This is a genomic window from Vibrio splendidus, from assembly GCF_002873455.1.
In the GTDB taxonomy this organism is placed as follows: domain Bacteria; phylum Pseudomonadota; class Gammaproteobacteria; order Enterobacterales; family Vibrionaceae; genus Vibrio; species Vibrio splendidus_J.
This window is the reverse complement of record NZ_MCUN01000024.1, coordinates 42,308-62,686: the sequence shown is the minus strand read 5'-3', so window position 1 is coordinate 62,686 and position 20,379 is coordinate 42,308. Positions and strand designations below refer to the sequence as shown.

Below are 20,379 nucleotides of genomic sequence, written 5' to 3'. Positions count from 1 at the left end.
GACATATAGACGTCTGGAAGTGTTGACGTCTCACATTTATGAAAGTAAAGTGAATAACATATATCTAACACAGCCGCAGAATGCCGACAAGCTGCTGTGATTCTCAGACGCAAAACTTGTAAGGAAGCACCTATGAGCAGCCGGAAGCCAGCAACAATCGCAGTACGTACTGGTATCGAGTCAGACACGCAACACCATGCCGTTGTCCCACCCATTTATCTTTCGACTAACTATGGTTTTCCCGCTTTTGGTGAAGTGCCAAAGTATGATTACACCCGCTCTGGTAACCCAAACCGTGGTTTACTAGAAACGGCACTGTTTGAGCTTGAATCTGGCAAAGGTGCGGTTGTCACTAACTGTGGTACTTCAGCACTTAACTTATGGGTATCCGCTTTCTTAGGTGGTGACGATCTTATCATCGCCCCACACGACTGCTACGGCGGCACTTACCGTCTGTTCAATACACGCTCGCTAAAAGGTGACTTCAAAGTTCTATTTGTTGATCAGTCGGATCAAGCAGCGCTGGATGCGGCGATCGCGCTCAAGCCAAAGTTGATCTTGATCGAAACGCCATCGAATCCACTGGTTCGTGTGGTTGATATTGCAGAAACTTGCCGTAAAGCGAAAGAAGTTGGTGCTCTGGTCGCTGTCGACAATACGTTTTTGACGCCTGTATTCCAAAAGCCTTTAGAGCTAGGTGCTGATTTTGTTATCCACTCAACCACCAAATATATCAACGGACACTCGGATGTTATTGGTGGCGTTGTAGTGACGAAAACTGAAGAGCACGCTGAAGAGCTTGCATGGTGGGGCAACTGTATTGGTGCGACCGGCACACCATTCGATAGCTACATGACTCTACGTGGTATTCGTACGCTAGGTGCGCGTATGCGTGTTCACGAAGAAAGCTCTCGTGAAATTCTGGCGGCTCTGCAACAACAAGATCTGGTGGGTACTATTTACCACCCAAGCCTTCCTGAACATCCAGGTCATGAGATCGCGAAGAAACAGCAGTTGGGCTTTGGTTCCATGTTGAGCTTTGAGTTTGCGGGTTCATTCGAGGCGCTTAAATACTTTGTCGATAAATTAGATTTGTTTTCTTTGGCTGAATCACTGGGTGGTGTTGAAAGCTTGATTTGTCACCCTGCATCTATGACTCACCGTGCTATGGGCGAAGAAGCGTTGGCTGAAGCGGGCGTTTCTCAGCAACTACTGCGCCTTTCTGTTGGCCTTGAAGATGCGGAAGACCTAATTGACGATCTCAAACAAGCTTTCGAAAAAACACAACGCTTTATCGCTGAAGGGGAGGTTTAATAATGGCAACCTTTCGCCAGCTACATAAATTTGGTGGCAGCAGTTTAGCAAACCCTGAATGTTACCAACGCGTGGTCAATATTCTTAGAGAATATTCATCAGCGACGGATTTGGTGGTGGTATCGGCAGCAGGAAAAACAACCAACCGCTTAATTGAATTTGTCGAAGCGCTCGACAAAGATGGTCGTATTGCTCATGAATGCCTGCAAACCCTTCGTCAGTTTCAACTTGAACTGATTGAGGCTCTGCTTGAAGGTGAAGCCGGCTCGCAACTAACGGCAACCATTCAACAAGAATTTACCGCTTTGGGTGAGCTCACAGCTCCCTTGAGTGAAGCACAAAAAGCACAAGTACTTGGTCATGGTGAGGTTTGGTCTTCACGTTTGTTGGCGACGTTGTTGTGCCAGCATGACTTACAAGCAGTTGCTCAAGATGCGCGTGCCTTTTTACGTGCAGAAGCGGGTGCTCAACCTGAAGTTGACCGCGCACGCTCTTATCCTCTGATTAAAGAAGCCTTGGCGCAGCATGCACATTGCCGCGTGGTCATTACTGGCTTTATGGCTCAGAACTGTGGAGGCGAAACGGTACTGCTTGGTCGTAACGGTTCGGATTACTCTGCAACCGTGATTGGCGCTCTGGCGGAAGTTGAACGCGTGACAATCTGGAGTGATGTGGCGGGCGTATATAGCGCAGACCCTCGTTTGGTTTCGGATGCGTGTTTATTACCTCTGCTTCGCCTTGATGAAGCCAGTGAATTAGCTCGTCTTGCGGCTCCAGTGCTACACAGCCGAACGTTACAGCCTGTCGCTCAAAGTGCTATGGATCTGAGCTTACGCTGCAGCTACCAGCCGGAGGCGGGCTCTACACAGATAGAGCGAGTACTGGCATCGGGGCGTGGTGCAAAAATTATTACCTCCTTGGATGAAGTTCTTATCGTGCAACTGACCTTTGGTCACGGCCATGATTTCGACCGTCTAGAGAGTGAAGTCCTTGAAGGGCTTAAGCGTGCTCAATTAGAGCCGCTTGCTTATGAATTAGAACCGGATCAACACTGCTTGCGCCTTGCTTATACGGAAGAGATCGCTGGTGGTGCATTAGAATATCTACAAGACCATGCGATTGAAGCTGAGATTAAACTGAAAGAAGGTTTTTCTCTGATTGCTGCAGTGGGGGCGGGTGTGACTAAGAACCCGAACCATTGCTACGGTTTCTACCAGCAGCTTAAGAGCTCGCCGGTTGAGTTCATTTCAGAAGCGAACTCAGGCTTAAGCTTGGTGGCTGTGATTCGTAAGAGTGAAACATCAAGCCTAGTGAAAGGCATTCACTCTCAACTGTTCCAAGCACAGAAGCGTGTTGCAATTGCCTTGTGTGGTAAAGGCAACATTGGCTCAAGTTGGTTAAGCCTGTTTGCTGAGCAAAAGGCGGAACTCGAAAAGCGCCGTGGAATGAACTTTGAATTGGTTGCGGTGGTTGATAGCCAAACCTATTGGTTCGACGATCAAGGCATTGATGCGACTTCTGTTGGTAAGCGTTTTGATGATGAAGCGATTGCTAATAATGGTAACGACTGGCTAGAACGTTTGGGTTCTATCCAGGGCTACGATGAAGCGGTTGTTTTAGATGTTACGGCAAGCCCTGTGCTTGCAGCAAAATACCTGCAAGTCGCACAACAAGGTATTCACCTGATCTCGGCTAACAAAGTGGCAGGTTCTGCATCGAGCGAGTATTACCATCAGGTACAAGATGCTTTCGCTAAGATCAGCCGTCATTGGTTGTACAACGCGACAGTGGGTGCTGGTTTACCAATCAACCACACGGTACGTGACCTGCGTGAAAGCGGCGACGACATCATTGCGCTGTCTGGTATTTTCTCGGGCACTTTGTCTTGGTTGTTTCAACAGTTTGATGGCACGGTGCCATTCAGCGAGCTGGTTGATTTAGCGTGGCAACAAGGCCTGACGGAACCGGATCCTCGTGCTGACCTCGATGGCTCAGACGTGATGCGTAAGCTGGTGATTCTGGCACGTGAGTCGGGTTTAGATATTGAACCTGAAAACGTGAAAGTTGAATCGCTAGTACCAGCAGAGCTGCAAGAGCTATCGGTGGATGATTTCTTTGATAAGGCTTCTATACTGAGTGAAGAGTTAGCTGAGCGTTTGGAAAAAGCGCACTCTCAACAAAAGGTTCTACGTTACGTAGCGCGTTTGGAGAAGAATGGTAAAGCTACCGTAGGCGTTGAAGCGCTATCTAAAGAACACGCTCTGGCGAACTTACTGCCTTGCGACAACATCTTTGCGATTGAGAGCAAATGGTACAAAGATAATCCATTGGTTATTCGTGGCCCGGGTGCAGGTCGTGAAGTAACAGCTGGCGCAATTCAATCTGACCTAAACAGAATGTCTAGCCTGTTTTGATATTCAGAGCGGTTGGTTTAATACTCAGAACAATTGGGTTGATACCCAGATCAATTGTTTTAGTACGTAAATAGCATACTATTCACTAAGATAAATAAGGCTGAAAGCACGATGTGTTTGTCAGCCTTTTTTCTACCTTATTTCTGCTTTGCGACCCATCTAACGACTTGAGTTTTGCTCACGATCTACTTGAGAAAAATTCATAATGGATCTGTTGACATTAAATCGTATTCAATTCATTCTACAGACATATAGACGTCTAAACGTCGTTTGAGGATTTGAGTTTTAGTGGTTGCATTTGCCACAGGGAGAGTAAGATGGGTTACACACACGCAAGTCATATCGACGCTTTAAATCAGAATATCGCTGAGCTTTCTGACAACATCAATGTGTCATTTGAGTTTTTTCCACCAAGCAGTGAAAAGATGGAAGAGACTCTGTGGAATTCTGTTCACCGTCTTAAAACACTTCAACCAAAATTTGTATCGGTAACTTACGGTGCAAACTCGGGTGAACGTGACCGTACCCACTCAATCATTAAAGAAATTAAGAGCCAAACCGGCCTAGTGGCTGCACCACACCTAACATGTATCGATGCGAGCCGCGAAGAGCTGATTCAAATTGCTGACGACTACTGGGCAAATGGCATTGAAAGCATTGTTGCGTTGCGTGGTGACATTCCAGCAGGAGGCGGTGCGCCAGATATGTACGCATCTGACCTGGTAGAGTTGCTTAAATCCCGCCATGACTTTGATATTTCAGTAGCGGCATTTCCTGAGGTTCATCCTGAAGCAAAAAGCGCTCAATCTGATCTTATTAACCTAAAGCGTAAAGTAGATGCCGGTGCTAATCGTGCAATCACTCAGTTCTTCTTCGATGTAGAAAGCTACCTACGTTTTCGTGACCGTTGTGTGGCGGCTGGTGTGGATGTTGAGATTGTACCGGGTATCTTGCCGGTTTCTAACTTCAAGCAAGCGTCTCGCTTTGCTGCGATGAATAACGTAAAAGTACCGGGTTGGATGGCCAAGCAATTCGAAGGCTTGGATGATGATCCAACGACTCGTCAGTTAGTCGGTGCGAGCCAAGCGATCGATATGGTTCGTACGCTGAGCCGTGAAGGTGTGAAAGACTTCCACTTCTACACGCTAAACCGTGCAGAAATGACCTATGCACTTTGCCATACATTAGGTGTTCGCCCACAAGTTGCAGCGCTGTAATTAAGCTTAAGTCTTGTTAAAGCGCCATTTGCTGTAAATCTCAAATCCGATAGATACAAAAAAGGCTTGGACTCTAAGAGTTCAAGCCTTTTACTTTTCTAGCGTCTAGCTTAACTTAAGCAAGAGCACCAAGTTCAAGCAGTACTTCGTCAGCCCATACAATCCATGCTTCACGGATAAGTAGGTTACGACGAAGCGTTAGACGCTCAAGGCGTGCTTGCTTGTCTAGTGTAGATGGCGTTGCGTAGTAAGCCGCTTCAATTTCTTTGTAGTGAGAAACCAGCTTGCGAGACTCTTCTACTAGTTCAGCAAGTTGTACACGGTACGGGTCAGATGCTTGAACAGCACAAGCCATTAGCTTAGCTGAGAACTCATCACGAACCGTTGGGTGTGCAGTCGGCTGTTCAAACCATTCACCTAGAGCGCCACGACCAGCGTCAGTGATAGAGTAAACTTTACGATCAGGTTTGCCTTCTTGAGGTTCAAGCACGCAAGTTACTTGGTCGTTCTGAGCCATTTTATTTAGCTCGCGGTAAACTTGTTGGTGGCTAGCTTTCCAGAAGTAACCAATGCTTGCGGAGAATTCTTTTGTGATATCGTAACCAGTAGCATCGCGTGTACTTAAAACGGTTAGAATTACGTGTGGTAATGACATGTCTGAAATCCAAATGGTAAACAGTAAACAAATACTTAGACAACAAGTGTGCTTCTAATGGCACGTTATATTGGTTATGTCTAAGTAGCACCAACTCGGCGGTTGGTTATGTCACCTTACAAAGCCGTTTATCACCTAGGTTGACCAGTTTATTGGTCAAGTTGCTGCAGATTATTTTTTTGGAGTGTTTCCGCAGCGGAGCAGTAGTATATCTAAATAATAAGCATAAAGTAGAATACATGGACAAAATAACCCAAAAAACTGACAAAATACTTATTAGTGGTTATCTAGCAAAATAAAAAGGTCGCACATGGCGACCTTTTGTTCTTTTTGTGGATGTAAACACTGATAAGGTTATAGTAGGAATCACTAATTAACCAGTATTTCGCATACCTGCTGCAATGCCTGCAATCGTCACCATTAGCGCTTCTTCTAGTTCTGCTGGTGGTGTTTCACACTTACGAGTACGGTAAAGCAACTCAGCTTGAAGCATGTTTAGTGGCTCAACATAGATGTTACGTAGGCGAATTGATTCAAGCCCCCAAGGGTCACTCTGCATCAGGTTCTCGTTATTTTCTACATTCAGCACGGCTTTGATGTCTTTCTGCAATTGTTCACGCAGTAATTCACCTAACGGCAGCAGTTCTTTATCAACAAGGCGTTGATCATAGTACTTAGCGATTTCCATGTTGCACTTCGAGTACACCATTTCCAACATACCCAAACGAGTTGAGAAGAATGGCCATTCGCGACACATCTCTTCAAGTAGCGCTTGATGGCCTTGGTCTACTGAGTATTGAATTGCTTCACCTGCACCTAACCATGCTGGAAGTACCAAGCGGTTTTGGCTCCATGAGAAGATCCATGGAATCGCACGTAGGCTTTCTACGCCGCCGTTCGGGTTACGTTTCGCAGGGCGAGAACCAAGGGGCAATTTGCCTAACTCTAGCTCTGGCGTAGCTTGACGGAAGTAAGGTACGAATTTCTCTTCACCGCGAACCACGTTACGGTAAGCCTCACAAGAGACTTGAGACAGCACTTCCATTAGGTCGCGCCATTCTTGTTTTGGTTCAGGTGGTGGCAGAAGGTTCGCTTCTAGAATCGCACTTGCGTAAAGGTTGAAGCTGTTTACTGCAACATCTGGCAAGCCAAGTTTAAAGCGGATCATCTCGCCTTGTTCTGTTACACGTAAGCCGCCTTTCAAGCTCTTAGGTGGCTGAGAAAGAAGAGCAGCGTGCGCTGGCGCACCACCACGACCAACTGTACCTCCACGACCGTGGAATAGAGTCAGCTCAATGCCTTCTCCTTCACAAACCTTAACCAGCTTGTCCATCGCGTCGTACTGAGCCCAGCCTGCAGACATTACGCCGGCATCTTTTGCTGAGTCAGAATATCCAATCATCACCATTTGGTGGTTCTGGATAAAGCCACGGTACAAGTCGATGCTCATTAGCTGTTTCATTACCGCTTCTGAGTTGTTCAAGTCGTCTAGCGTTTCGAACAATGGACATACGTCCATGCGGTACGGGCAACCACATTCTTGCAGCAGCAAGTGAACAGCCAGCACATCTGATGCTGTACGAGCCATAGAGATCACGTAAGCACCAAAGGCTTCACGAGGTTGAGCAGCAACGACTTTACAGGTGTCCAAAACCTCTTTGACCTGTTCAGATGGCTCCCAGTCGCGCGGTAGCAGTGGGCGTTTTGAGCTTAATTCATTGGTTAAGAAAGCAACCTTGTCTTGTTCGCTCCACTGGTCGTAATCGCCAATGCCTAGGTAGCGAGTCAGTTCAGACAGCACATCTGAGTGACGTGTACTTTCTTGACGAACATCGAGACGAACTAAATGTACACCGAATGCTTTTAGGCGACGTAGAGTATCAAGCAGAGAACCATCTGCGATTACGCCCATGCCGCATTCGTGCAGTGATTGGTAACACGCATAAAGTGGTGTCCAAAGTTGGTCGATGTTCTGCAATGTTTCTTTCTTCGGTACTTCTGCGTCGTGCAGTTTTGCGTCAAGCACTTCTAGCGTGTTGTTGAGCAGAGTACGTAGGCTCTTGAGGATTGCACGGTAAGCTTCGTGCTCATCACCTGCTAATTCACGAACGGCATCATTACACTTGGTCATCGACAGTTCGGTTATCAGCTCGTTCACGTCACCTAGGTAAAGATCAGCGGCTTTCCAGCGAGATAGGCGCAGTACTTCTTTGGTGATGGTGTGCGTTACGAATGGGTTACCATCGCGGTCGCCACCCATCCAAGAGGAGAAATGTACTGGGCGAGCATCGATTGGTAAGCCTTCACCAAGGTAGTCTTTTAGTCGGCCGTCCATATCACGTAGGAAATCAGGCACGGCTTCCCATAGAGAGTTTTCTACAACCGCAAAGCCCCACTTAGCTTCATCAAGTGGTGTCGGGCGTTGCTGACGAATGACATCAGAGTGCCAACCTTGAGCGATAAGCTGCTCTAGGCGACGTTCTGTTTTCACGCGTTCTTTGTGTGATAGATCGCTTAATTCTAATTTAGACAGACACTCGTTGATCTTAACCAGCTTGTTGATCATGGTTCGGCGAGTGATTTCTGTCGGGTGAGCGGTCAAAACGAGTTCAATGTTCAGGTCGCGAACGGCTTGAGCCGCGTCTAGCTTGCTGATGTCATTTTGATTTAGCTTAGAAAATAGAGATTGCAGCACGTCTGGTTCGCAAACATGCTCCTCACAGTGGCGAGAGATGGTGTGGTATTGCTCTGCCATGTTAGTGAGGTTGAGAAATTGGTTAAATGCACGAGCAACAGGAGTGAGTTGTTCGTTCGGCAGGTTTTTGATTTCTTCAACTAGGCTGTCACGGTCAGCTTTGTTGCCTGCGCGGGCGGATTTGGAAAGTTTACGGATAGTTTCCACTTTCTCTAAGATAACGTCACCATGTGCATCTTGGATTGTGTTACCTAGCAAGCGTCCCAGCATGCTTACGTTACTCTTGAGAGCGGCGTATTTCTCGTTCATTGTCATCCTGCCTCGTAAAAAAATTACATCCATTGTTCCTTGTTAAGTACACAATCTAGCGAAAAGTGCTGTATCTAGTCAAATAAAGCATTCTAAGTTTGCAATTATTAGGTTTAAAAATGCGGGAGAAGTAAATCTTTCAAAACTTAGAGAAAAAGTGAAATTTAATTACAAGATCAGGCTGTGTCAGGGATAACAGAATAAAAGCCGCCTTTTGGGGGGGCTTTTATATGAAAATATTGGAAGGGAAGAAATAACTAGAAACAATATTTACGGATAGATTTACTCAGAACATCAATTGTTGGGTCAATAAAATCGAAGCTTAAGAACTCATCCGGTTGGTGAGCTTGGTCGATTGAGCCCGGGCCCAGAACTAAGGTTGGGCAAAGTTCTTGAAGGAAAGGAGCTTCAGTACAATAGTTCACGGTTTGTGATTCAATTTCACAAACTGATTCCATTCCACCGATAAATGGATGGTCGTGTTGGCACTCATAACCCGGGATGGGTTCGTGCAGTGGCGTGATCTCAATTCGGCCTGGCCATTTTGCTTCTACTTCTTTAAGCGCGCTACGCAGCATGTTATCCAAGCCATCTAAGCTAATGCCCGGTAAAGGACGAACATCATAGTGCAGTTCACAACAACCACAGATACGGTTAGCACTGTCGCCACCGTGAATATGACCAAGGTTGAGAGTAGGGCTTGGAATCGCAAAACCCGGGTGATGATACTCTTTTACTAACTTGTCACGCAGCTGCATTAAAGCAAATAACACTTCATGCATGATCTCGATAGCATTGACGCCTAAAGCGGGATCTGAAGAGTGACCTGATTTACCCGTTACTCGCACGGCATTGGCGACATGGCCTTTATGACCACGAATAGGTACAAGGCTGGTTGGCTCACCAATAATGCAGTAGTCCGGTTTAAACGGTGCATTTTCAGTGAAATGACGAGCACCCAGCATAGTGGTTTCTTCGTCACAGGTTGCTAATACATAAAGCGGCTTGGTTTGCTTGTTCCAATCCATCTTCTTCGCAGCTTCATAAACGAAAGCAAAAAAGCCTTTCATATCAGCCGTGCCCAATCCGTAGAAGCGGTTGTTGTGCTCTGTCAGTGCGTGAGGGTCGAAGTTCCAACGTCCTTCATCGAATGGCACCGTATCGCTGTGCCCTGCAAGTAATAAGCCTCCCTCGCCAGAGCCCATCTTTGCGACCATATTATGTTTGCCGGGTTCGACCTCTACCACCTCAACGTTAAAGCCTATGCCTTTAAACCATTGAGCCATTTTTTCGATCACTTTCTCGTTGCCATGATCCCAGCTTGGATCGGTCGAGCTAATGGAGTCGGTGGAAATCAGGCCTTTATAGACCTCAAGAAAACTCGGTAATTGCATAATAACTTCACTTCTACTATTGACAGGAAAACCATAAGTCGGTAAAACACATATTAAATCATATTTAATGCATAAGAAATCAAATAAAGCTAAAAATTAAGTATGAATAGTCAAATTTGAAATGTAACTTACCTCAAGAATGGATGTGTTGAGATGTTGAAAACCACGATCATTGGCGCAAGCGGCTACACAGGAGCAGAACTGGCTCTAATGATAAACAGACACCCTGAGCTCACGCTATCAGGTTTATATGTCTCAGCCAATAGTGTAGACGCAGGCAAACCTATTGCGGCACTGCACGGTAAGTTAGCTGGCTTGATTGATATGCCAGTACAACCTTTAACAAATCCGGAAGAAATGGCTAAACAGTCTGATGTGATTTTTTTAGCGACAGCACATGAAGTCAGCCACGACCTAGCGCCTATCTTTCTTGAGAACGATTGCCAAGTATTCGACCTATCGGGTGCATTCAGAGTTAAAGGCGAGAACTTTTACCAAGAGTTTTACGGTTTTGAACATCAACACGAACAATGGCTAGATAAAGCGGCTTACGGCTTAGCCGAGTGGAACGAGCAAGAAATTAAAGAAGCGCAGCTTGTTGCAGTAGCCGGTTGTTACCCAACAGCTTCTCAATTAGCGATTAAACCTTTAGTTGAAGCAAAGCTACTTGATACAAACCAATGGCCAGTGATTAACGCGACCAGTGGTGTCACTGGAGCAGGCCGCAAGGCGAGCATGGTTAACAGCTTCTGTGAAGTGAGCTTACAAGCTTATGGTGTATTCAATCACCGTCATCAACCTGAAATGGCTGCCCATCTAGGATGTGATGTGATTTTCACTCCGCATCTGGGCAACTTTAAGCGTGGCATTTTAGCGACCATTACCATGAAACTGGCTGACGGTGTGACAGAACAACAGATACAAGAGGCCTTCGAACAAGCTTATCAAGGTAAACCAGCTGTGAGATTACTCGAAGAAACATTGCCAAAAATTCAAGATGTAGAACAAACACCTTTCTGCGATTTAGGTTGGAAGGTACAAGGTCAGCACATCATCGTTGTTTCAGCGATTGATAACTTATTAAAGGGTGCATCTAGCCAAGCGATGCAGTGTTTAAATTTACGTTATGGTTTTGCACCATTAACTGCGTTAGTGTAAAGGAATCTAGATATGAGCCTTAATAATCAACCATTAATCATAAAGTTAGGTGGCGCTGCGCTATCTTGTGGTGAAACACTTAGCAAGTTATTTGGTGCTATCTCTGCTTATCAACAACAGGCACAACGACCAATCGTGATTGTTCACGGTGGTGGTTACCTTGTTGATGATTTGATGAATCAGTTGAACCTCGAAACGGTTAAGAAAGAGGGGCTACGTGTTACTCCTTATGATCAGATTCCAGTTATTGCCGGTGCGTTAGCAGGCACGGCCAACAAATTACTTCAAGGCCAGGCGATTAAAGACGGCATCAACGCCGTTGGTTTGAGCCTAGCTGATGGTGGCCTATGTAAAGTCAGCGAGCTAAACCCTGAATTAGGTGCAGTAGGTAAAGCTGAGCCGGGCGACTCAACCGTTCTGCAAGCGATCCTTAATGCTGGTGCATTGCCAATCATTAGTTCTATTGGTCTCACTGAGCAAGGACAACTGATGAACGTTAATGCCGATCAAGCCGCGGTTGCCGTTGCAGGCGCACTTGATGCTGAACTGGTACTGCTTTCTGATGTCAGTGGTGTATTGGATGGTAAAGGCCACTTGATTCCAAGCCTTAATCAACAACAAGCTGATGACCTTATTAAAGGTAAAGTGATTACCGACGGCATGATCGTGAAAGTGCAAGCCGCACTAGAAGCCGCTAACGACCTCGGACGACCAATTGAAGTCGCTACTTGGCGATACCCAGACAAGCTGACACAACTTTTTTCAGGTAAGAGCATAGGAACACAGTTTTTACCTCAGTAGGCCTTACACCGAGTGACTACTAAAGAATTTAGATAAACAGATTAAACATATAATTATTAAAGTCATTTCCAACGCTGACCGCCATGTGCAGTATGGAAATTAGGAGAAAGAAAATGAGCAAAGTTAACGTAAAGAAAGTTGTAGTAGCCTACTCTGGCGGTCTAGACACATCAGTAATCATTCCATGGTTAAAAGAGAACTATGACTGTGAAGTTATCGCATTTGTTGCTGATGTAGGCCAAGGCGATGAAGAGCTGATTGGTATTGAAGAGAAAGCAAAAGCTTCTGGTGCGTCTGAGTGTTACATCGCTGACCTTAAAGAAGAAATGGTGGCAGATTACATCTACCCAACGCTTAAAACTGGCGCTTACTACGAAGGTAAATACTTGCTAGGTACTTCAATGGCGCGTCCAATCATTGCGAAAGCACAGGTTGAAGTTGCACGTAAAGTGGGTGCAGATGCACTATGTCACGGTTGTACAGGTAAGGGTAATGACCAAGTTCGTTTTGAAGGTGCATTTGCTGCACTAGCACCAGACTTACATGTAATTGCACCTTGGCGTGAATGGGATCTAGTGAGCCGTGAAGAGTGTCTAGACTACCTAGCTGAGCGTAACATCCCTTGTACCGCTTCTCTTACTAAGATTTACTCGCGTGATGCAAACGCATGGCACATTTCTACAGAAGGTGGCGTTCTAGAAAATACATGGAACGCACCGGATGAAGATTGCTGGGCTTGGACTGTAGACCCAGAGCAAGCGCCAAACGAATCTGAAACAGTGACGCTTAAAGTTGAAAAAGGCGAAGTGGTAGCGGTTGATGGCGAAACAATGACGCCATACAACGCACTGGTTTACCTAAATGAGAAGGGTGCGAAGCATGGTGTTGGTCGTATCGATATCGTAGAAAACCGTCTTGTTGGCATGAAGTCTCGTGGTTGTTACGAAACTCCGGGTGGCACGATCATGATGGAAGCACTGCGTGCAGTAGAGCAACTGGTTCTGGATAAAGCGGCGTTCGAGTTCCGTGAAGAACTGGGTGTTAAGGCTTCTCACCTTGTATACGACGGTCGTTGGTTCACTCCGCTATGTAAGTCAATTCTTGCAGCAACAGATGAGCTAGCACAAGACGTGAATGGTGAAGTGGTTATCAAACTTTACAAAGGCCATGCAACGGTGAATCAGAAGCGTTCTGACAACAGCCTGTACTCAGAAGAGTTTGCAACCTTTGGTGAAGATGAAGTTTACGACCAAAGCCACGCTGAAGGCTTCATCCGTCTTTACTCGCTATCAAGCCGCATCCGTGCTCTGAATAGCCAAAAGTAATCCTAACAATGAGTTAGCTAGCTAGCCTTTAGCGAAAGGTTGAAGGCCAGTAAACAGACATAATTATGCAAAGCCCATTGACTATTGACTAGTGAATGGGCTTTTTGCTTTCTGTTCGTTTAATAAATCAGCTTCGGTTTTTACTGTCGAATGGCATATAATTCGCGCTCCACGCTTAAAATAAGTAATGGAATGATCTCTTGGTGAATAAATATGTGAAAATAATGAATTAATACTTTATTTTCATTTTGAATTGCCGTAAGTTTAAACCATCAGAAAAATACTGAATCTTAATCAGAATTATCATTTGCAAAAACAGTGAGCACTGTGCAATTAGGAGATACACAATGGCATTATGGGGCGGTAGATTTACCCAAGCAGCAGACACCCGGTTCAAAGATTTTAACGATTCTCTTCGTTTTGATTACCGATTGGCTGAGCAAGACATTGTGGGCTCTATTGCCTGGTCAAAGGCTCTTCAGTCGGTCAATGTTCTAACAGAAGAAGAGCAACAAAGATTAGAGCTTGCACTGAATGAGCTAAAACTCGAAGTGATGGAAGATCCTGAACAGATTTTACGTTCTGATGCAGAAGATATTCACAGTTGGGTTGAGCAACAACTTATCGGCAAAGTCGGTGATTTGGGCAAAAAACTGCATACTGGCCGTTCTCGTAATGACCAAGTAGCGACGGACCTTAAACTTTGGTGTCGTCAGCAAGGTAATCAGCTGCTGTTAGCGCTTGATCGTCTGCAAAGCCAAATGGTAAACGTTGCTTCTCAGCATCAAGAAACCGTGCTTCCTGGTTATACTCACTTACAACGTGCTCAGCCGGTAACTTTTGCTCACTGGTGCTTGGCTTACGTTGAAATGCTTGAGCGTGATTATTCTCGTTTGAATGATGCGATTAAGCGTCTAGATACATGTCCGCTGGGTTCTGGTGCCCTTGCTGGAACGGCTTACCCGATGGACCGCGAAGAGTTAGCTCACAACTTAGGTTTCCGTCGTGCAACGCGTAACTCTCTAGATTCAGTGTCTGACCGTGACCATGTGATGGAGCTGATGTCGATTGCATCTATCTCAATGCTTCACCTTTCACGTCTTGCTGAAGATATGATTTTCTACAACTCAGGTGAATCAAACTTTATCGAGTTAGCCGATACCGTGACGTCAGGTTCATCTCTGATGCCACAAAAGAAAAACCCGGATGCGCTAGAACTTATCCGTGGCAAAACTGGCCGTGTATACGGTTCATTAGCTGCAATGATGATGACAGTGAAAGCTCTGCCTTTAGCCTACAACAAAGACATGCAAGAAGATAAAGAAGGTCTGTTCGACGCTTTAGATACTTGGAATGACTGCATGGAAATGGCAGCACTGTGTTTTGACGGCATCAAAGTGAACGGCGAACGTACACTAGAAGCGGCGAAACAAGGCTACGCGAACTCAACTGAACTGGCTGATTACCTAGTAGCGAAAGGCATTCCTTTCCGTGAAGCTCACCACATTGTCGGTGTAACAGTAGTGGCGGCGATTGCTAAAGGCTGTGCATTAGAAGAGTTAACCATCGCAGAGATGAAAGAGTTCTCTGAGGTGATCGAAGAGGATGTGTATGACATCCTAACCATTGAATCGTGTCTGGAAAAACGTAGCGCGCTAGGTGGTGTATCACCACAACAAGTAGCTTACGCGGTTGACCAAGCTGAGAAGCGTTTATCACAGCGTGATACTTCCATAGTGAAAGTTCGTTCCGCTCGTCTGACGGATATTGAGGCGTTGGAAGGCATGGTGGCCTATTGGGCGAACATGGGTGAAAACCTACCTCGCTCTCGTAATGAACTGGTGCGTGATATTGGCTCGTTTGCTGTTGCAGAACATCATGGTGAGGTGACAGGTTGTGCATCACTCTACGTGTATGATTCTGGCTTAGCGGAAATACGTTCATTAGGTGTTGAAGCTGGCTGGCAAGGTCAAGGGCAGGGTACCGCGATTGTGCAGCATTTGGTTGAGAAAGCGCGACAAATGGCCATCAAGAAGGTGTTCGTATTGACTCGTACTCCAGAGTTCTTTATGAAGCATGACTTCTTACCGACATCGAAATCTCTGTTACCTGAGAAGGTGCTGAAAGATTGTGACCAGTGTCCTCGTCAACATGCGTGTGATGAAGTGGCTTTAGAAGTGAACTTGGTCGAGCAGATTATCGCTAAGGTGAATGTTGCATAACGCATTGATTTTATAGCCCCTAAAAAAAAGATCAAAAATCTGATCTTTTTTGGGAACAAACTAAGAAAAGTCCGGTCTATTAAAGTACCACTGCTTTTTCTTAGAATTTTCTAAGAAAGCCCTAGAATCGATTGGTTCTGGGGCTTTTTTCTATCTGCTGTTTGGACAATGATGATGATTTACTAAGCAGGGTTATTTAACTGAGCATCTAACCTCTATCGCTTATCTAGCCTTTATCACTTATCTAGCAAAGTCTCTATTAACGCTTTTTGTTCCTTAAAGGCAGCACGACAAACTTCATTATCCAATGCAACGATAGCAAGCCACTGAATGCGAACGCAGCCATCATCAAAGCGATGGCATTGATGGTTTTTGGGGCTTCTTTGAAAAACAGCCACCATACTCCCCAACTTAAAATCGACAACACCATCAGCTGATTCATGCAACGCTGGCAGCGGCCGAGTTTGTTACGGATTTTTTCACTTTTATTGCAATGAATGCATGTCATCTTGGGTTTGATTCGCGTTATGCTTGTTGCCTTGATAATAACACGTCACAAGATATTGGATCATGGTGACACAGATAGAGATGAAGTTGATGATTGAGCGCCAAGAAACCAAGCAACGCATGAGCCGTATTGTTAAACACAATGGCACTATCTACCTATGTGGCCAAGTTTGTGCTGATGCAACGAAAGACATCACAGAACAAACACAGACGATGCTGGATAAAGTGGAAGCCCTACTTGAGCAAGCAGGCAGCGACAAAGAACACATGCTGTCAGCAACGATTTACTTGAAAGACATGAAAGACTTCCAAGAAATGAACGCAGTATGGGATGCATGGGTTCCGGAAGGTCACGCTCCAGCACGCGCATGTGTGACTGGCGACATGGCTCGTGAAGCGCTACTTGTAGAGATCTCTGTGATTGCAGCTGAAAAGTAATAGCTAAATCTTTAGCGACAGGCAATTGCTTCAAGAGATTCCAGATACCTCGTCCCTCGGTTCTGGAATGACGGTTAAGTTTTGGTTTAGTTGCATAAATAAAGCAGCGTCATTCCCGAAAGCGACAAAGGAGCGTAATCGGGAATCTGTTATTTGCTCGTTGCCAAAAAAAAAGGAAAGCCAATGGCTTTCCTTTTTAGTATCTAGCGTTTGCTCATTGCTAACGATAGCCTGAGATTAACAACCAGGACCACAATCTAGACAGTGTTTCACCGTCTCTGGACCAAGGTGCAGTTTCGCATTGAGGTCACGCAGCGCTGTTCGCACACCCTCTTCGATTACTGGGTGGTAGAACGGCATATCTAGCATTTCCGAAACCGTCATCTTATTTTGATGCGCCCAAGCTAATAAGTGAGCCAAGTGTTCCGCATTTGGCCCCATCATCTCAGCACCAAGGAAGCGACCGGTGCCTTGTTCGCCGTAGACGTGCAGAATACCTTTGTTGCGTAGCATCACTCGTGAACGACCTTGGCTCTCAAACGACACTTCTCCTGTTGCGAAACAACCACATGTGCCCAAGCGTGTTGTTATCTCTTTGTATGTTTCGCCAACCATCGCGATTTGCGGGTCAGAGAATACCGCTGAGATTTTAGAGCGGCGTAAGCCTGCTCGAATTTCAGGAAAGCGACCTGCGTTGTCGCCCGCAATACGCGATTGGTCTGCTGCTTCATGCAATAGAGGCAGCTGGTTACTTGCATCACCAGCAATAAAGACTGATGATAGCGATGTTTGTAGCGTGTAGTGGTCGGCAATTGGAACACCACGCTCATCAAGTTCTAGAGAGGTATTCTCTAGGCCAAGCTTATCTGTGTTAGGACGGCGGCCTGTTGCTGCCAGCACATACTCAACGATATTGGTTTCTAGTTCACCTTGCTTATTGATGAACTGGATTTCAACGCGAGCTTCACCCGACTCAATAGTAATACGCTTCATGCTTTCGATTTTTACGTCAGCATCTAGGTAGAACTCTTCATTGAACGCTTTATCTGCGTAAGCCATGATCTCTGGGTCGGTCACTGGGCCAACTTGACCACCTAGACCGAACAGTTTTGTTTTCACACCTAGGCGGTGCAGTGACTGACCAAGCTCTAGGCCAATAACCCCTGGGCCAAATACCGCAACCGATTCTGGTAAATCATCCCAGCTGAACACGTCATCGTTAATGATCAGACGGTCACCCAGTTCATTCCAAACTGCAGGGTATGCAGGGCGCGAACCTGTCGCGATAACAATACGTTTAGCGGTGACAACCGTGTGGTCATCGATTTGTAGCGTATTGTCGTCTAAGAACTTTGCGTAGCCAGAGATCTTGTCTTGCTCTGGGATTTCATCAACACCTTCTAAAACAAAACCAACAAAACGGTCACGTTCAAATTTCACTCGGTCCATCACTTCACGGCCGTTAATCACAATATCGCCTTGTGGGTGAACGCCAAAAGCCGGAGCCTTCTCGATTTGGTGTACGCTTTCTGCAGCTGCAATAAGCAGTTTAGATGGCATACAGCCAACACGAGCACAGGTTGTACCGTAAGGGCCGCCTTCAATCATCACGACACTGTCAGTGTGTGCTTTTGCAGCGCGGTAAGAACCTAGACCTGCCGTACCGCCCCCGATAACTGCTACATCTACATTGACTTGTTTCATAATAATTTTCTCGCAATGGCTAAATTTAGTTTGAACGAACCCCTCCAACTCTGGTGATTTTTTGAGAGTCAGGATTGCGGGTCTGTTTTGTGATTCTGTTTTACTAGGTTTCGCTTGTGATTCAGCTTTTTGTTACTAACTGCTTCTTGTTACTAACTGCTTCTTGTTACTAACTGGCTTCTGCTTACTAAATATAGATTAGTTAAAAGTCGGCGAGTCCGAAGCTATAATCTTTTTCCAAAGCTCAGATAAGAGTCGTTTGGAATAGCTAACCCACAAGAGGGTGGGTTAGCTGGTATTGCTTAAATTATTTAAAGATTTAAGCTTTTATCGACGACTTAGTGATTAACCTAGGAACGTTTCTAGTTCTTCGCTGCCACCGATGTGTTTGCCACCGATGAATACTTGAGGAACGGTTGTGCGACCAGAGATTGCACGTAAGCTTACGGTTGTTGCATCTTTACCTAGAACCACTTCTTCGTAGTTTAGACCTTTGTCGATTAGGTTTTGTTTCGCTTTCATACAGAAAGGACAGCCTGGCTTAGTGAATACTGTGATTGACTCTTGCTCTTTGTGCTCAGGAGCAAGGTAGTTAAGCATAGTATCTGCATCAGAAACCTTGAACGGGTCACCTGGTACGTCTTCTTCGATGAACATTTTTTCTACCACGCCGTTTTTAACCAGCATGCTGTAGCGCCATGAACGTTTGCCGAAGCCGATGTCATTTTTCTCAACTAGCATACCCATGCCGTCTGTGAAATCACCGTTGCCATCTGGGATGAATGTGATTTTTTCAGCTTCTTGGTCTGCTTTCCATGCGTTCATTACGAACGTGTCGTTTACAGAAACACAAAGGATGTCATCAACGCCGTTTTCTTTGAATACAGAGTGCAGCTCGTTGTAACGAGGCAAGTGGCTTGAAGAACATGTTGGTGTAAACGCACCAGGAAGGCTGAATACGATAACTGTCTTGTCTTTGAATAGCTCTTCCGTCGTTACGTTAACCCATGCATCACCTTGGCGAGTTGGGAATGTTACTTGAGGGATTGATTGACCTTCTTTAGATGCAAACATATTGATTTCCTTAAATAGTATTTTTAATTTTGTTCTATCAGAGCTTAACGTTTTTCTTTGCTCTGTTTCGTTTCGTTGAGCCCATTATTAGATAAATCCTTTGATAGCTCTAATCGTTTGATGTTATGGTTTTGATAGGTAAATTCTATCAAGAGCATTTTTCTTTTAAATGTTTCTATTAAAACCCTTGTTCTTATTAAAACCTGAGGTAAGAGACTGAGCATGAACATTCGTGACTTTGAATACTTGGTGGCGCTCGCTGAGCACAAACATTTTCGAAAAGCAGCAGAAGCGTGCTTTGTAAGTCAGCCGACATTGAGCGGTCAAATACGCAAACTGGAAGATGAAATTGGACTTCAGTTAACCGAGCGTAGCCCAAGGAAGGTAATATTTACAGAATCAGGTTTACAACTTGTTGAACAAGCCAAGCGCATTCTCAATGAGGTAAAGACGTTTAAAGATATGGCGAGTGGACACGGTGAAGCGATGACGGGCCCAATGCACATTGGTTTTATCCCGACCGTTGGCCCGTACATTTTGCCCAAGATTATTCCTTATCTAAAAGAGAGTTTCCCAGATCTTGAACTTTACTTGCACGAAGCGCAGACGCATCAGTTAGTGAGTCAGTTAGAAGATGGCAAGCTTGATTGCTTGGTGCTGGCTGCTGTTGATGAAACGGCGGCGTTCAAAGAGATTGATGTCTATGACGAGCCATTAAGTGTTGCCGTCCCGTGTGACCATGAATGGGCACAGCAGGACACTGTCGATATGCTGCAATTAAACGGACAAACTGTACTTGCGCTAGGTGATGGTCACTGCTTACGAGACCAAGCCTTGGGCTTCTGTTTTGCTGCGGGCGCAAAGGATGATGAACGTTTTAAAGCGACCAGCTTAGAAACGCTGCGTAATATGGTAGCGGCTGGAGCTGGTATTACCTTGCTGCCTCAGCTATCGGTACCAAAAGAGAAGCAGAAAGATGGTGTGTGTTATGTGCCTGCAGTGAACCCAACGCCTTCACGTCGCATTGTTGTTGCCTACCGACCAGGCTCTCCGCTAAAGGGGCGTTTTGAGCAATTGGCTGAGTCTATCCGAACTCAATTAGATAAAACGGCTTAACGGGCAAACTAAGAATTGTAGGTACAAAGTAGTTTA

16 protein-coding genes are annotated in these 20,379 nt (G+C 45.6%); 9 read left to right on the top strand and 7 right to left on the bottom strand.

What is annotated here, in order from left to right:
• Positions 1-132: 132 nt before the first annotated feature.
• From BCU75_RS17995 to metF, 3 genes are all read left to right on the top strand, one after another.
• Complete coding sequence (locus BCU75_RS17995; RefSeq protein ID WP_076675462.1) at positions 133-1,314, top strand: O-succinylhomoserine (thiol)-lyase; 1,182 nt, start codon at positions 133-135, stop codon at positions 1,312-1,314.
• A gap of 2 nt (positions 1,315-1,316) precedes the next feature.
• Positions 1,317-3,728, top strand: a complete 2,412-nt coding sequence (locus BCU75_RS17990; RefSeq protein WP_102474649.1) for a bifunctional aspartate kinase/homoserine dehydrogenase II — start codon at positions 1,317-1,319, stop codon at positions 3,726-3,728.
• A gap of 317 nt (positions 3,729-4,045) precedes the next feature.
• Positions 4,046-4,945, top strand: a complete 900-nt coding sequence (gene metF, locus BCU75_RS17985; protein ID WP_076675458.1) for a methylenetetrahydrofolate reductase — start codon at positions 4,046-4,048, stop codon at positions 4,943-4,945.
• Positions 4,946-5,060: 115 nt separating this feature from the next.
• Here metF and BCU75_RS17980 read toward each other — a convergent pair whose 3' ends face one another.
• From BCU75_RS17980 to argE, 3 genes are all read right to left on the bottom strand, one after another.
• Entirely contained in the window at positions 5,061-5,600 is a 540-nt protein-coding gene (locus BCU75_RS17980) for a PadR family transcriptional regulator (protein WP_102474648.1), read from the bottom strand.
• A gap of 373 nt (positions 5,601-5,973) precedes the next feature.
• On the bottom strand, positions 5,974-8,610 hold the full coding sequence (gene ppc, locus BCU75_RS17975) for a phosphoenolpyruvate carboxylase (protein ID WP_198593436.1): 2,637 nt from the start codon (positions 8,608-8,610) through the stop codon (positions 5,974-5,976).
• A gap of 251 nt (positions 8,611-8,861) precedes the next feature.
• Positions 8,862-9,998 (bottom strand): acetylornithine deacetylase, encoded by a 1,137-nt coding sequence (gene argE, locus BCU75_RS17970; RefSeq protein WP_102474647.1) that lies wholly within the window; start codon positions 9,996-9,998, stop codon positions 8,862-8,864.
• Between the two features lie 153 nt (positions 9,999-10,151).
• Between argE and argC the strand changes: the two genes are divergently transcribed.
• The 4 genes from argC to argH all read left to right on the top strand — a co-directional run bounded on the left by argC (position 10,152) and on the right by argH (position 15,504).
• Positions 10,152-11,156, top strand: a complete 1,005-nt coding sequence (argC, locus tag BCU75_RS17965; RefSeq protein WP_102474646.1) for an N-acetyl-gamma-glutamyl-phosphate reductase — start codon at positions 10,152-10,154, stop codon at positions 11,154-11,156.
• Positions 11,157-11,168: 12 nt separating this feature from the next.
• Positions 11,169-11,957, top strand: coding sequence for an acetylglutamate kinase (gene argB / locus BCU75_RS17960; RefSeq protein ID WP_102474645.1), 789 nt, complete (start codon positions 11,169-11,171; stop codon positions 11,955-11,957).
• A 113-nt stretch (positions 11,958-12,070) separates the two neighbouring features.
• On the top strand, positions 12,071-13,282 hold the full coding sequence (locus BCU75_RS17955; protein ID WP_102474644.1) for an argininosuccinate synthase: 1,212 nt from the start codon (positions 12,071-12,073) through the stop codon (positions 13,280-13,282).
• 347 nt (positions 13,283-13,629) lie between these two features.
• The gene (gene argH / locus BCU75_RS17950; protein WP_076675449.1) at positions 13,630-15,504 is read left to right on the top strand and encodes an argininosuccinate lyase; all 1,875 of its coding nucleotides are present in this window, start codon (positions 13,630-13,632) and stop codon (positions 15,502-15,504) included.
• A 259-nt stretch (positions 15,505-15,763) separates the two neighbouring features.
• On the opposite strand, the gene BCU75_RS17945 is transcribed toward argH, so the two are convergent.
• Positions 15,764-16,012 carry a DUF3624 domain-containing protein gene (locus tag BCU75_RS17945; protein WP_076675447.1) on the bottom strand — a complete coding sequence of 83 codons (249 nt, stop codon included), beginning with the start codon at positions 16,010-16,012 and terminating at the stop codon, positions 15,764-15,766.
• Positions 16,013-16,101: 89 nt separating this feature from the next.
• On the opposite strand from BCU75_RS17945, the gene BCU75_RS17940 reads away from it, so the two are divergent.
• Complete coding sequence (locus BCU75_RS17940; RefSeq protein ID WP_004729674.1) at positions 16,102-16,449, top strand: RidA family protein; 348 nt, start codon at positions 16,102-16,104, stop codon at positions 16,447-16,449.
• Between the two features lie 237 nt (positions 16,450-16,686).
• On the opposite strand, the gene BCU75_RS17935 is transcribed toward BCU75_RS17940, so the two are convergent.
• From BCU75_RS17935 to BCU75_RS24635, 3 genes are all read right to left on the bottom strand, one after another.
• Positions 16,687-18,153, bottom strand: coding sequence for a dihydrolipoyl dehydrogenase (locus BCU75_RS17935; protein WP_102474643.1), 1,467 nt, complete (start codon positions 18,151-18,153; stop codon positions 16,687-16,689).
• A 345-nt stretch (positions 18,154-18,498) separates the two neighbouring features.
• Positions 18,499-19,227, bottom strand: coding sequence for a glutathione peroxidase (locus BCU75_RS17930; RefSeq protein ID WP_004729672.1), 729 nt, complete (start codon positions 19,225-19,227; stop codon positions 18,499-18,501).
• A 44-nt stretch (positions 19,228-19,271) separates the two neighbouring features.
• Positions 19,272-19,451 carry a hypothetical protein gene (locus BCU75_RS24635; protein WP_017080197.1) on the bottom strand — a complete coding sequence of 60 codons (180 nt, stop codon included), beginning with the start codon at positions 19,449-19,451 and terminating at the stop codon, positions 19,272-19,274.
• Here BCU75_RS24635 and oxyR point away from each other — a divergent pair.
• On the top strand, positions 19,450-20,343 hold the full coding sequence (oxyR, locus tag BCU75_RS17920) for a DNA-binding transcriptional regulator OxyR (RefSeq protein ID WP_076675443.1): 894 nt from the start codon (positions 19,450-19,452) through the stop codon (positions 20,341-20,343). The two genes, BCU75_RS24635 and oxyR, sit on opposite strands and share 2 nt — an antisense overlap.
• Positions 20,344-20,379: the final 36 nt, after the last annotated feature.